General features: G+C 67.9%; 5 protein-coding genes. All 5 read left to right on the forward strand.

The window, feature by feature from the left end; genetic code table 11:
* Window positions 1–30 precede the first annotated feature (30 nt).
* The 5 genes from Q0H23_RS01395 to Q0H23_RS01415 all read left to right on the forward strand — a co-directional run bounded on the left by Q0H23_RS01395 (window position 31) and on the right by Q0H23_RS01415 (window position 14612).
* The gene (locus Q0H23_RS01395; RefSeq protein WP_293834921.1) at window positions 31–3222 is read left to right on the forward strand and encodes a PD-(D/E)XK nuclease family protein; all 3192 of its coding nucleotides are present in this window, start codon (window positions 31–33) and stop codon (window positions 3220–3222) included.
* Window positions 3222–6827 (forward strand): UvrD-helicase domain-containing protein, encoded by a 3606-nt coding sequence (locus Q0H23_RS01400; protein WP_293834923.1) that lies wholly within the window; start codon window positions 3222–3224, stop codon window positions 6825–6827. Before Q0H23_RS01395 ends, Q0H23_RS01400 begins: the two co-directional genes overlap by 1 nt.
* Before the next feature lie 15 nt (window positions 6828–6842).
* Window positions 6843–8228 (forward strand): DNA recombination protein RmuC, encoded by a 1386-nt coding sequence (gene rmuC, locus Q0H23_RS01405; protein WP_293834925.1) that lies wholly within the window; start codon window positions 6843–6845, stop codon window positions 8226–8228.
* Window positions 8229–8482: 254 nt separating this feature from the next.
* Window positions 8483–13129 (forward strand): glutamate synthase large subunit, encoded by a 4647-nt coding sequence (gene gltB / locus Q0H23_RS01410; RefSeq protein ID WP_293834927.1) that lies wholly within the window; start codon window positions 8483–8485, stop codon window positions 13127–13129.
* A 1-nt stretch (window position 13130) separates the two neighbouring features.
* On the forward strand, window positions 13131–14612 hold the full coding sequence (locus Q0H23_RS01415) for a glutamate synthase subunit beta (protein WP_293834929.1): 1482 nt from the start codon (window positions 13131–13133) through the stop codon (window positions 14610–14612).
* Window positions 14613–14618: the final 6 nt, after the last annotated feature.

Genomic DNA, 14618 nt, shown 5'->3' on the forward strand with positions numbered 1-14618 from the left:
GTCGGGAAAGACCTCGACAAGCGGAGGAACATGGCTCTTCGACTTATCACAACGTCAGATGAGAGGCTCGTCGGTGCCTCGGCCGTCAGCGTGCTCGATGCGGGGCGTGCGGCGTCGGGAAGGGCGCTCGTGTTCGTGCCGAGCCTCACGTGTGGGCTTGAGGTCCAGCGTGAGCTTGCAGCCGCCGGTCTCACGGCCGGTGTCGACTGCGAGACGCCCTCCACGTGGACGGACCTCCGCTGGGCACTCTACGGAGACGGGCGCTCGCTTGTGACGCGCGGGCTTCGTCCCGTTCTCATGAGCCTCGTCGCCGCGGGTCACGAGATGGCCCCGCTCGACGGGGGCGAGGGTACGGTCGCCTTGCTCTGCGATGTCGTCGCTCGTGCCCTTCCCTGGCTTCCCGCCGCGGGGGAGCGAGCTTCGCTCACCGCGGGCGAGGCGCGCGCCCTCGATCTCACGGATGCCTATGCGCAGGCCCTCGCCGAGAAGGGTTTCGTGGAGCCCTGCGAGGCGACCTCGCTCCTGCCTGCCATGATGGGAGAGCAGGGCGCGCCCGTGCCTCCCTGCGTATTCCTGGGCTTTGACGAGTTCAACCGGGTGACGAGGGAGCTTATCTGCGCGCTTGCCCGCCTGGGCGAGGTCACCGTCTTCGTGCGCGTCCTCGAGGGCGAGGCGTCTGGCAGGGCCCTCGCCTCCGCGGGCGAGCTTCGCGAGGCCGCTGTCGCCGCTGGGATCGAGGTCATCGACGAGGTAGTTTCTGCCGCGGAGCCCATCTCTCGTGAGCCCGAGCTCAACTCGCTTCTCGGCACGTTGTTCCGACCGGCTTCCGAGGTGCTTAGGCCCACGGGCGCGGTCAGGCTGCTCGAGCCCGCGGGTCCGCTCGCTCAAGACGAGGCGGCATGCCAGCATATCCAGGGGCTTGCCTCCGAGGGTGCCACGCACGTGGTCGTCGTCTCTCCAGACGCTCGCGCCACTTGGCGCTCGCTTGCGCCCAAGCTCCACGCCCGCGGCGTTTCCGTCCGTGGCAGCCTGCGTCTTTCCGTCGAGGAGACGGGCGCCGGCGCGGGTCTCCTCCGCCTTGCGGATTCGGTGGCGCACCTGGTCGAGCTTGATGCCTCGTGGCCTTCGAAGGAGGAGCTCGCGAGCCCGGAGTGCCTGCCGGACATGAGCTGGTGGCCGCCGCGTGGCCTCACGGACTTCCTGATGGGTGTCTCCTCCCGCGCTGGCGCGGAGGTTGCCTGGCGTCGTGACGTCTCCTGGCGCGGCAATCGCATCCTGTCTCCCGCCGCCGTCCTCGCGACGCTCCAGAACCAGTCCCTCACCTCGCCTGCAGTCGCCGCCGCCACGCGTGACCTCATGCAGGGTCACGTTGGCGCCGCCGCGACGAGGCTGCTCCTCGCCGCGGCCCAGCCCGCCCAGGACGAGGACGGCATCCCGGTTGAGCAGCCGGCGGAGCCTTCTGCGGAGGAGTCCCTTGCCCGCGCGGCGGATGCCGCGGCCCTGGCGGCGCTGGCGGAGGCCGGCCGCACGCTCAAGGCGGCGGGCGTCTCGCTTGACGCGGGCTACAGCCTGAACGAGCTCGTTCGTCTCGTCCACGCGGCGCTGATGGGCTCCTCGGTTCAGGTCAGGCCCGGGCTCGCGTGCGATGGCGCAACGTGCGTGGTAGACGTCGTGTCTCCCACGGACGCCGCGGCGCTTGCCCCTGCGTCTGCGGACGCGCTTGTCTACCTCGGCCTCGATGCGGGAACGACTCCCGTCCCCGCCCCGGGCGGCGCCTTCGAGCGCCTTCTCGATGCCACCGGCGTCGAGGCACCCCAGGATCCGCTCGATGCCTCGCGCGCCCGTTTCGCGAGCGCCTTGCGCGTTCCTGCGCGCTCGCTCGCGCTCGTGTGCCCCTCGCATGACGCGTCTGCGACGGAGACCTTCCCCTCGGTGATGCTGTCCGAGGTCCTGGCCTGCTACTCGGAGGCGAACGCCTCCGGCGAGCTGCGCTGCGCGCTCGAGTCCGCGCCGTCGAGCCGTCTCGACGAGGGGTCCGTCGAGGAGAACATCGGAGCTGAGCCCGTTGCTCCGGCAACTCATGAGGTGGCCCCTCGCGCCGAGGCGGGCCATCTCGACCCTGCACTGCGCCGCCTCGTCGTGGTTCCTCGCGATGGTCAGGCGGAGCTTCCGGGGGGCCGCCTGTCGCTTTCCGCCTCCCAGGTCGAGACCTACCTCGAGTGCCCGTTCAAGTGGTTCACGCTGCGTCGCCTCGGCCTCGATGACATGGACGCCACCTTCACCAACATGCAGATGGGCACCTTTGCGCACCGCGTGCTCGAGGTGACCCACAGGCGCCTTTTCCTGGAGGCCGCCCAGGCCGCGGGCCTTCTGGGGGGCGAGCTCGGCGAGGAGCCGGAGAACGGCGCCTCATTCTGGCTGGATCCCCTCGTCCGCGTTCCAGGCTCGCGCGTGGACCAGCAGACGCTCCCGCATGCCATCGAACTCCTTCGCGCGGAGTTTGCGGAGCACTACGCCCATCAGCGTGCGGAGGGCAAGACGAGGGCGAAGCAAGCGCTCGTTCCCCACGTGCCGAGCGAGCTCCGTCGCCTCGAGGAGCTCGAGCGCGACCTCATCTCGACGCTCGAGTACGAGGCAACCCTCTTTGACGGCTTCGAGCCGCGACTCTTCGAGGGGGACTTCGGAGGCAAGAGCGGCCGTCCCGCGACGTATGCCGGCGCGGACTTCGTGGGCACCATCGACCGCCTCGACGTCGACGCCGAGGGTCGCGCCGTCGTCATCGACTATAAGCACAAGGGCGCGCTCTTTGACGAGTATGCCCTTCTGCCAAGGGGCGACCAGGACTGGGATGCCGGCTTCGTGCTTCCCAATCGCGTCCAGACCCTCATCTACGCGAGTATCGCGAGGGAGTTCTTCTCGAGCGAGGGCATACGGGTCGTGGGCTCTCTCTACCTCGGCACGAAGGGCTGCCACCAGGTGACCGGCGCCATCTCCGCCACCGATTCCACCCGTTGCCTGGGTGGGGTCCTCACGGAGAAGCAGCTCGAGCGAATCAGCCTTCCCGTCCCGGGTGCTCGCAACTTCGACGAGCTCCTCGACCGCACGGAGGAGGCAATCGCCGGTGTCATCGGGCGCATGAGTGCCGGCGAGATCGACGCTCGTCCCAGAAGCCCCAAGGCATGCGAGTGGTGCCCCGTCCTGTCCTGTGAGAGGAGGCAGTAATGAGCGACCAGAACTTCGCGACCCCCGCGGACGCAGACCGTGCCGCCGCGCTACTCGACGGCCTCATGCCAGGCCAGCGCGAGATCGTCGAAACGCTCGATCGCCCCGTGTTCGTCGCGGCGGGTGCCGGCTCCGGCAAGACCTTCACGCTGACGCGCCGCATCGTCTGGGCGCTCTGCCCCGGCTCCGGCGAGGGTGGCCGCCCCTACCTCGACAGCCTTGACCAGGCGCTCATCATCACCTTCACCGAGAAGGCCGCCGGCGAGATCAAGGACCGCATCCGTGGCGCCCTTCGCGCGGCGGGCCTCGCGGACGAGGCCCTTCGAGTCGACTCGGCGTGGGTGAGCACCATCCACCACATGTGCTCGCGCATCCTTCGCGACCACGCTCTTGACCTTGACCTCGACCCGAGCTTCGCCATGGTGGGGGAGCAGGAGGCGCGTCTCATGCGCGAGGAGGCCAGCGAGCAGGCCCTTCGCGAGTCCGAGGGAGACCCGGGCGTCGCCGCCCTCTTCGCGGAATACGGCAGCACGGAGCGAGACGGCGTCATGGCGCTCGTTCGCATGATCGAGAACGAGGCCTCGAGCGCGCTCGAGGGCCTTGACTCGCTCGGGTTCGCGCCCGCCCTCCCGGACGTCTCGGGAGTCATGCGCTCCCTGACGGATTGCTACGAGGCCATGTGCGCATGCGAGACGAAGCACGCAGACGAGCTCTCCCGGCTGCGGGACGAGCTTTCCTCCCTCCAGGAGTTCTGGGAGCTTCCTCCCTCGAGGCGTGACGCCGCTGCCGCCCGAGACATCCTCGAAGGCATCAGCGGCCCCGACGGCAGGAAGTGGAGCGCCAAGGCCGTAAAGCAATTCTGGAGCGATACGAAGGCCGCCCTGGGTTGCGCCCGTGGCGAGGTTGCGCTCGCGAGCGTGCAGCACCTCTCGGAGCCCCTCATGCGCCTCGCCCGCCTTGCGACGAGGTACTACGCGGACGCAAAGCGCTCCTGCGGCGTGCTCGACAACGATGACCTCCTCCACCTGCTCGCGCGCGCCTTCCGCGAGCATCCGGACATCGCCGCGGAGTACTCGGAGCGCTTCCGCCTCGTCATGGTCGATGAGTTCCAGGACACGAACGCCCAGCAGGTCTCGATGGTCAAGCGCCTGTCGGGCGAGGATGCCTGCCACCTCACGACGGTGGGAGACGCGCAGCAGTCGATTTATGGCTTCCGCGGCGCGGACGTGAGCGTCTTCGAGGACCGTTCCGCCGAGGTGGCGAAGACCGTGCGTCTCGACACGAACTTCAGGAGCGATGACGCGATCCTGCGCTTCGTCGCTCGCGTCTGCGGCGACACGGGCATCGTGCCGTCATTCATGGACCTGCATCCCAAGCCGGCGCGCAAGAGCGACTTCCCCGAGGACGCGTGCCCGCGCGTCGTGGTCGAGCTGACGCGTGCCCATCGCCTTGGCGCTGTGCCCGTGAAACGCGAGGCGAGGACGAGGATCGCCGCCGCCCAGCTGGCGGACCGCCTCGCCCGTATCCGCGAGCAGGGCGTGGCGCCGAGGCGCATGGCCGTGCTGATGCGCACCCTCACGGGCGCGGACGCCTACATCGACGCCCTGCGCGAGCGCGGCCTCGAGAGCGTCGTGACGGGTGGCTCGACCTTCTCGAGTGCGCCCGAGGTCCGCGTCGTCGAGGCATTCCTCCGCCTTCTCGCGAATCCCCAGGACACCAAGAGTGGCCTGTACCCGGTGCTTGACAGCGACATGTTCGAGCTCGATGCGAACGACATGCTGCGCCTGGCCACGAAGCCCCAGGAGATGATCGACGCTCCCGCAAAGCGTCGCATCTACCCGGGGGTTCGCGAGGACGCGGCTGATTTTGGCGACGAGCCCGTGAGCGCGCGCCTCGCGCATGCCCGTCGCGTGATCGGCCGTGCCCTGTCACGCGTGGGCAAGATCCCCGTCGCGGACGTCTGTTTGATGGCCGTCCGAGAGTCCGGTTGGCTGGCGAGGCTCGAGGGCGAGGGCGTGACGGGACGTGCCGTCGCGGCAAACGTGCTCGCTGCGGTACGCCATGTCCGCGAGCTCTCGGAGCCGGCGGCCCTCGACGCCCCGCTCGCCGCAGACGAGTTCTCCCGTTGGCTCGAGGCTGCCAAGGAGGGACCGGCGTCGCTTTCCGGCGAGGGCCTCGACGCGGTGAGCATCATGACGGCGCATGCCTCGAAGGGTCTCGAGTTCGACGTCGTTGCGGTGGTGGGTTGCTGTGGCTCCGACAGGCCGCACAAGACGCCGCGCCTGCTTTCGAAGCGCGACGGCGAGCGCATGGTCCTCTCCCTCGCGCCGGCGTCGCTCAAGCTTCCCGATCTGAGCGAGGACGCGCCCACCTGCGCGGAGGAGTGCGTGACGCCGCTCGAGTGGCGCTATCTCATGGAGGAGGAAGGCAAGCTCGCGGACGAGCGCGAGGCGGGCAGGCTCCTCTATGTCGCCCTCACGCGTGCCAAGGAGTGCGTCATCCTCTCGCTCGACGTGACCGAGGCCAAGGATGGCAGGCTGACGCCCGCGATGGCGGGGACGGTTGCGAACTCGCTCTTCGCGGAGCGTCCGGGTGCGGGAGAGGGTCGCTTCGAGTACGGTGGCGCTCGTCTGGGCCTCGTCCGCTGCGTTGACGTGAGGCCCACGCCGGAGGTCTCGGTCGAGGTCGACTCCGCCGAGACGCTCCCGCTCGAAGGTGCTGCGGCGGTAAGCGAAGCCGCTGGTTCTGGCGAACTCGCGCCCAGTGCCTCCGGCGCTGGTGGCCGTGTACCGTTCAAGATCTTCGACATCGACGCAGAGACCCGCGCGCGGCTCGACTTCTGGCGTCCGCGCGAGGGCGTGTTCAGCTATTCGTCCGCCCACGCCGCCATGGCGGCTGCCGCGGAGGAGGGTAGGCCCATCTCTCTCGATGAGGTGCTCGACCTTCCGGTCCCTGCTAAGCCCGACGCCTCGGAGCTTGCGCTCGCGAACCTCGTGCCTGGCAAGCTGCCGGAGGTAGCCGACGGCCGGGCCGGCGCCCAGTGGCCCGTCGTCGTGGACGACGAGCTGCCCGAGGCATCGGACGCCGACCGAGCGACGAACCTGGGCTCGGCATTCCATGAGCTCGCGCGCTACATGGTGGAGACCGGGCATGTCCCGGATGCTCGCCGCTTGCGTATCGTCGCCGCAAATTACCAGGTGACCGCCCGTGACGCGGCTCGCCTTGAGGAGGCGCTCGCGCGTTGGGAGGCGAGCGACATCCGCGCGGAGGCTCTTGGCCATTCGCTCGTTCGCGCGGAGGTGCCGTTCTTCTGCGAGGTCGCTTCGCCGTTTGGCTCGAACCTCGAGGGCGCGATCGACCTGCTCGCGACCGACGCCGCCTTGCCTTCGCCCGGAGCGGACGAGGCCCTTCTCGTGGACTACAAGACGGGCGACGTCGGGGCCACCTTCGGTGAGATTCGCCGTCGCCACGAGATGCAGGCGCGCTTCTATGCCAAGGTCCTTCGTGACCAGGGCTATAGGCACATTTCCTGCGCCTTCGTTTGCGTTGAGCTGGGCGTTGCCAATGGCCAGCCGGTTGTCGTCCGCTATCGATTCGACCTCTAGGGATGGGGATTGCCCGTGAGTACCATTGAGCTTGTCTGTATCGTCATCGCCGCGGCCTCCGTGGCAGTCGCGCTCGCCGTTTCCGTGACGGCCCTGCGCGCGATGCGCTCCGTCCTCCGCGAGGACCAGCTTGAGGACCAACTTGACGCGCGCTTTGAAAAGGCCGAAGACCTCATGAGGGCGCTCGCCGATCGCCAGGTTCAGAGCGCCTCGGAGACGAAGGCCACGCTCGAGGGCGTCGCGCGCGGAGTCGAGGGGTCCGGCATGCGCGTCGATGCGCTTCGCCGTGACGTCAACAACCAGTTGAGCGACGCGACGGCGGCGGTCACCCGTCAGCTCACGGACAACGCCCGCGTCGCGAACGAGCAGCTGAATGGCGTCACCAACGCGGTGACCCAGCAGCTCGCTGCCAACACTAAGACGATGAATGACCAACTCTCCAGCAACACCCAGGTCATGAACGAGCAGCTGAGCCAGATTCGCGGCGACAACCAGCGCCAGCTCGACCAGATCCGCGCGACCGTCGACGAGCGCCTCACGAGCACGCTCAACGAACGCCTCTCCGTTTCCTTCAAGCAGATCAATGACAACCTCGAGGCCGTCTACAAGGGTCTGGGCGACATGCAGGGCCTCGCCGCGGGCGTGGGCGACCTCAAGAAGACCCTCTCCAACGTGAAGACGCGCGGCATCCTGGGCGAGGTCCAGCTCGGCGCCATCCTCTCTGAGATCCTCGTCCCCTCGCAGTATGCGGAGAACGTCGCCACCAAGCCCGGCAGCGCCGATCGCGTCGAGTTTGCCGTGAAGCTGCCGGTGGAGGAGGGAGACCCCATCTGGCTCCCCATTGACGCGAAGTTCCCGGGAGACCTCTATGCCCAGCTCCGCGATGCGGCTGACGAGGGCTCGCGCGAGGACCTTACGGCGGCGCGCAAGCGCCTCGAGGCACGCATCTGCCAGGAGGCGTCGGACATCTCCCAGAAGTACATCTCCGTTCCCGAGACCACGAACTTCGCCGTGATGTTCCTACCCTTCGAGGGCCTCTATGCCGAGGTCGTCAACATGCCGGGCCTCATCGAGCGCCTCGCTCGCGACTATCACGTGAACGTCGCCGGACCATCGACGATGGCGGCGATTCTCTCGAGCCTGCAGATGACCTATCAGACCTTCAACCTGCAGCGTCGCACCAACGAAGTCATGCATGTGCTCCAAGCCGTCAAGGCGGAGCTTCCCCGCTACCAGGCGGAGCTTCGCAAAGCCAAGGAGCAGATCGACCGCGCCGGCAGGACGGTCGACGGCATCATCACCACGCGCACGAACGTCATGGAACGCAAGCTCAAGACCGTCTCGGACAGCCTTGACGACGAGCTTCCCGAGCTCGAGGGCGAGCTCCCGGAAGACATGTAGCGGATGGCGGCAGGGGAATCGATCCTCTGCCGCCTTCTTTGTAGCGCTCTACGGTAATGCCCGGACCTGAAAAAGGGACTGTCCCTTTTTCGGGTTGGTGGGTCCGTGTTACAAGATTGCTTCGCTCGTGTTGCGCCCGTGTTGGCGTAACGGACGTGACATATCCGGCTCCTAGAGTAGCGAGAGCTTGCTTGCGCCCCGTTCGTCAACGGGGTCGCGACGGCGCGAAATGACCTACGGAGAAGGACGTCACTATGGAGTCTCATCAGTACAACGCCAGCCAGACCGGTCTGTATCGTCCCAGCTACGAGCATGACGCTTGCGGAATCGGTGCCATTGCCAGCCTGAAGGGCGTCAAGAGCCACCAGACTCTCGACGACGCCCTCTCGGTTCTCGTCAACCTCGAGCACCGCGGCGGCAAGGGTCTCGAGCGCAACACCGGAGACGGCGCGGGCGTTCTGTTCCAGATTCCGCACCGCTTCTTCCGCAAGGAGGCGCAGAAGGAGGGCCAGCTGCTCCCCGACGAGGGCGATTACGGCGTGGCGATGCTCTTCTTCCCACACAGCGACGAGACCGGCGAGACCGATGGCGTCGCCGACTCGACTGCCGTCCAGGCCGCGATCCGCGTCTTCGAGGAGGGTTGCGCCGAATGCGGCGTGCCGCTCATGTTCTGGCGCCGCGTGCCGGTCGACCCGCATGACCTGGGCGACACGGCGAAGGCGTGCATGCCCACCATCCTCCAGGCGTTTCTCCGTCGCCCCGAGGGCGTCGCCGCCGGTCAGGACTTCGAGCGCAAGCTCTACGTCTGCCGCCGCACCATCGAGCGCGCCGCCGACGCGAACCCTGCCCTTGCGAACAAGATCTTCTACGTGTGCTCCATGAGCTCGCGCACCATCGTCTACAAGGGCATGCTCGTCGCCACGCAGATGCGTCGCTTCTACACGGACCTCTCCGACGCCGCCGTCGAGACGGCGCTCGCCCTCGTCCACTCCCGCTACTCGACCAACACCACGCCGAGCTGGGAGCGCGCGCACCCCAACCGCTACATCATCCACAACGGCGAGATCAACACGCTGCGAGGCAACGTCTCCTGGATCCGCGCCCGCGAGCCAAACCTCTACAGCCCGGTGCTGCAGCATGACCTCGAGAAGGTCCTGCCCATCATCAACCGCGAGGGCTCCGACTCCGCCATCCTCGACAACGTGCTCGAGTTCCTCACGATGAACGGGCGCCCGCTCGACCGCGCCGTGACGCTCATGATTCCGGAGCCCTGGGACCACAACCCCAACCTCTCCGAGAAGCGCCGCGCCTACGACTCCTACCAGTCGATGCTCATGGAGCCCTGGGACGGCCCCGCCGCCATCGCCTTCACGGACGGCCGCATCCTCGGCGCCGCGCTCGACCGCAACGGCCTGCGCCCGGCGCGCTACTACGTCACGCGTGACGACCGCATCATCCTCTCCTCCGAGGTGGGCACCATCGACGTGGAGCCGGAGAACATCCTGCGCACGGGCTGCCTCGGCCCGGGCGAGATGCTCGAGGTTGATCCTTCGCAGGGCCGCGTGATCTGGAACGACGAGATCCGCGACAAGTACGCCAACGAGAAGCCCTACCGCGACTGGCTGGGCGACGAGACGCTCGACATCCACGACCTGCGCGAGCCTGCCGCGGACGAGCTGCCCGCGGAGCCCGACGAGGACCTGCGCCTCACCGAGCGCATGGCGAAGCTCGGCTACCACTACGATGACGTCGACGAGCTGATCCGTCCGATGGCGACTGCGGCCAAGGTCCCCCTGGCCTCGATGGGCGTCGACGCGCCTCTCGCCGTGCTCTCGAAGCGCACGCGCTCCTTCTTCGATTACTTCCACCAGCTCTTCGCCCAGGTCACCAACCCGCCTATCGACGCGCTGCGCGAGAGCCTCGTCACGAGCTCGGTGCTCTATCTCGGCAATCACGGCAACCTGCTCGAGGACTGCCGCGACACCTGCCGCCTCGTGCGCCTGCAGGGGCCGCTGCTCACCCACGACGCGTTCAGGCGCATCTGCGCCATCGACCGCGTGGGCTTCAAGACGCAGGTCTTCCACGCCACGTATCCGGTCGATGGGGGAGAGGGTGCCCTCGAGGCCGCCCTTGAGAAGCTCGACGCCGACATCGAGGCCGCGGTGCGCGGAGGCGTGAACATCGTCGTCATCTCCGATCGCGCCGCCGCGGGCGAGGTGCCCATCCCCAGCCTGCTCTCGCTCGGCAGCGTCCACAACCACCTCATCCGCACGGGCGTGCGCATGCTCGCGGACATCGTGGTGGAGACCGGCGACGCCATCTGCGCGCACGACTTCGCGTGCCTCGTGGGCTACTCCGCGAGCGGCATCTACCCCTACATGGCGCACGAGTGCATCCGTGACCTCGTGGCCAAGGGCGCGATTGACCTTCCCGGCGACGAGGCTGTCGCCAACTATGACCGCGCCGTGACCGCGGGCATCACCTCGATCATGTCCAAGATGGGCATCTCGACGATGCAGGGCTACCACTCCGCGCAGATCTTCGAGATCATCGGCCTTGCGGACGGTCTCGTCGACCGCTACTTCACGAGCACCACGACGAGTGTGGGTGGCCTCGACATCGAGGGAGTCCAGCGTGAGCAGAACGAGCGCTATGCCGCGGCGATGGCTCTTGCGAAGAGTTCGTCGCCGAACCAGCTCCCGAGTCTGGGCCTCACGAAGTGGCGTCCGATCGACGGCGAGGAGCACCTCATCGAGCCGCGTGCGATCTATCTTCTGCAGCGCGCCTGCACCGAGGGTGACATGGACCTCTTCCGCGAGTATGGCGAGGTCATCCACCGCTCTGGCCGTGCCGTCACCCTGCGCGACCTGCTCGACTTCGACGCCGTCCGCCGCACGCCGGTGCCGCTCGAGGAGGTCGAGCCCGTCTCGGAGATTGTGAAGCGCTTCAACACGGGCGCCATGAGCTACGGCTCCATCTCCAAGGAGGCTCACGAGACCCTCGCCATCGCCATGAACCGCCTGCACGGCCGCTCCAACACCGGCGAGGGCGGTGAGGACCCGGCGCGCGAGGTGCCGCTGCCCAACGGCGACTCCAAGAAGAGCGCCATCAAGCAGGTCGCCTCTGGCCGCTTTGGCGTGACGAGCCGCTACCTCTCGAGCGCCATCGAGATCCAGATCAAGATGGCCCAGGGCGCCAAGCCCGGCGAGGGCGGTCACCTGCCCGGCAAGAAGGTCTACCCCTGGATCGCCGAGGTGCGTCAGTCCACGCCTGGTGTCGGCCTCATCTCGCCGCCGCCGCACCACGACATCTACTCCATCGAGGACCTTGCCGAGCTCATCTTCGACCTCAAGAACGCCAATCCCGGTGCTCGCATCAGCGTGAAGCTCTGTGCCCTCGCAGGCGTGGGCACCATCGCGACGGGCGTTGCCAAGGGTGGTGCCGACAAGATCACGATTAGCGGCCACAATGGCGGCACCGGCGCCGCCCCGCGCGACTCGATTTGGCACGCTGGCATCCCGTTCGAGATCGGCCTGGCCGAGACCCAGCAGACGCTCCTCATGAACGGCCTGCGCAGCCGCGTCGTCGTCGAGACGGACGGCAAGCTCATGGACGGCCGAGACGTCGCCATCGCGGCGCTCCTCGGCGCGGAGGAGTTTGGCTTCGCGACGATGCCGCTCGTTGCTATGGGCTGCCTCATGCAGCGCGACTGCCAGCAGGACACCTGCCCGGCCGGTATCGCCACGCAGAACTGCAAGCTCCGCGGCCGCTTCACGGGCACGCCCGAGCAGGTCGTCAACTTCATGGAGTTCACGGCCGCCGAGCTGCGCGAGATCATGGCGCGCCTGGGCTTCCGCACCGTTGACGAGATGGTGGGCCACCCCGAGTGCCTGCGCCAGGTCGAGGTCGAGGGCAACTGGAAGGCCAACGAGGTCGACCTCTCTCGCGTGCTCGCGAACGGGACGAACGAGTTCGGCCGCAACATCCCGGGTGCCGAGGGCCGTCACTTCCTGCCGAGCATGGCTCCCGACCTCGAGCTCGAGCGCACGCTCGACGCGACGCTGCTCGTGCCCTACACCGCGAGCGCCCGCAAGCACCTCGAGCCCATCCGCTTCCATGCCGATATCGACAACGTGAACCGCTGCGTGGGCACGATGCTCGGCCATGAGGTCACCGCGGCGCACCCCGAGGGACTTCCCGAGGGCTCCGTCACCGTCGACTGCACGGGCTCGGGCGGCCAGAGCTTCGGCGCGTTCCTGCCGAAGGGCGTCACGCTCAACATCGAGGGCGACGCGAACGACTACTTCGGCAAGGGCCTCTCCGGCGGCATCCTCTCCGTGCGTCCGCCCAAGCGTTCGAACTACAAGTTCGACGAGAACATCATCGTGGGCAACGTCGCGTTCTATGGCGCCACGAGCGGCAAGGGCTTCGTGAACGGTCTCGCCGGCCAGCGCTTCGCCGTGCGAAACTCGGGCGCCACGGTCGTCGTCGAGGGCGTGGGCAACCACGGCTGCGAGTACATGACGGGTGGCGTAGCCGTCGTGCTCGGCGAGGTTGGCCTCAACTTCGCGGCTGGCATGAGCGGTGGCGTGGCCTACGTGTTCGACGAGTTCGGCACGCTCGCGGGACGCTGCAACACCGACATGGTGGAGCTCAAGGAACCCACGGCTGACGAGCTCGAGTTCGTCCGCGGCCTGGTCGAGGAGCACGTCGCCCGCACCTCGAGCCCGCGCGGCATCAAGATGCTCTATCGCTTCGAGACGTACGGGAAGAAGTTCGTGAAGGTGATTCCGCGCGATTACGAGCACGTTCTCGAGGCTGTCGCTGCTGCCGAGGCGGCGGGTAAGTCTCACGAGGAGGCCCTGCAGGTGGCCTTCGATCAGATCACGGGGAGGAACTAGCATGGGCAAGCCAGGAGCGTTTCTCGAGCACGGCAGGCAGGCCCATGGGCTTCGTGACGTGGCCGAGCGTACGGGTGACTACAACGAGCTCTACGAGCTGCTCACGCCCGAGCAGCAGCAGGTGCAGGCAAGCCGCTGCATGATGTGCGGCGTGGCCTTCTGCCAGACGGGCATCTCGTTTGGCAAGGCACGTCCGAGTGGTTGTCCCTTGCACAACCTCATTCCCGAGTGGAACGACCTCGTCTATCGCGGCCAGTGGGAGGAGGCGGCCGAGCGTCTGGCACTGACCTCTCCCATGCCCGAGTTCACGAGCCGCGTGTGTCCGGCGCTGTGCGAGGCGGCCTGCAACCTTGGCCGTGCCGACGAGCCGGAGACGATTCACGACAACGAGCGCGCCATCAGCGACTGGCAGTGGGCGCACGGCGGCCCGGCTCGCTTCGCTCCTGCGGGGGCAGACGCGCCGAGCGTGGCCGTGGTGGGCTCCGGTCCCGCCGGCCTCGTCAGTGCCTGGGAACTCGCGCGCCGCGGTGCCCGCGTGACCGTGGTCGAGCGTCATGACCGTGCTGGCGGCCTGCTCATGTACGGCATCCCCAACATGAAGCTCGAGAAGGACGTCGTGAAGCGTCGCGTCGAGCTCATGCGCGAGCTGGGCATCGAGTTCCGCCTGGGTGTCGACGCGAGTGACGCCACGGTCGCGGCCGCGCTCAAGGACGAGTTCGACGCCGTTGTGGTCGCCGCGGGCGCGTGCAAGCCGCGTGGCCTTGCCGCCGCGGGCTATGACGAGGGACTCGCTGCCGGTGGCGTGGTCTACGCGGTCGACTACCTTACGAGTGCCACGCGCTCGGTGCTTGACGGCGGCGCGCCGGCGATTGACGCTGCGGGCAAGGACGTCGTGGTCATCGGCGGCGGCGACACGGGTAACGACTGCCTGGGCACCGCGGTGCGCCAGGGCGCGCGTTCCGTGCGCCAGTTCGAGTTCCTGAGCTGCCCTCCGGAGGAGCGCGCGGCTGGAGACGCCTGGCCGCAATGGCCCAACGTCAAGAAGACCGATTACGGCCAGGTCGAGGCCATCGACCTCATGGGCGGCGAGATGCGCGAGTGGGGCGTTGACACGCTCGAGGTGCTGTTCGACGAAGACGGCGGCGTCCGTGGCCTGCGTGTGGTCGACCTTGACTGGAGCCATGGGAAGCCCGAGCGCGTCGAGGGCTCCGAGCGTGAGGTGCCGGCGCAGCTCGTGCTCATCGCCTGCGGCTTCACCGGTCCCGAGGCTAGCGTGGTCGAGGCCTTCGGCGCGAAGATCGCCGAGAAGGGCCGTCCGCTGCCCGTTATGGCGACGGCAAACTCGCACCGCACGGCCGCGAGCGTCGCCGGCAAGCCCGTCTTCACCGCTGGCGACGCCCGCAACGGCTCCACCCTCGTCGTGACCGCCATGGCCGACGCCCTCGCCTGTGCCGCCGAGGTCGCCGCGACCCTGGGTCTGTAAGTGGCA

This window comes from uncultured Parolsenella sp. (genome assembly GCF_934660935.1).
Taxonomy (GTDB): Bacteria; Actinomycetota; Coriobacteriia; order Coriobacteriales; family Atopobiaceae; genus Parolsenella.

Coding starts and splice junctions, on each gene's coding strand:
- Q0H23_RS01400 (WP_293834923.1), top strand. CDS start 3,222: ATGAGCGACCAGAACTTCGCGACCCCCGCGGACGCAGACCGTGCCGCC.
- gltB (WP_293834927.1), top strand. CDS start 8,483: ATGGAGTCTCATCAGTACAACGCCAGCCAGACCGGTCTGTATCGTCCC.
- Q0H23_RS01415 (WP_293834929.1), top strand. CDS start 13,131: ATGGGCAAGCCAGGAGCGTTTCTCGAGCACGGCAGGCAGGCCCATGGG.
- Q0H23_RS01395 (WP_293834921.1), top strand. CDS start 31: ATGGCTCTTCGACTTATCACAACGTCAGATGAGAGGCTCGTCGGTGCC.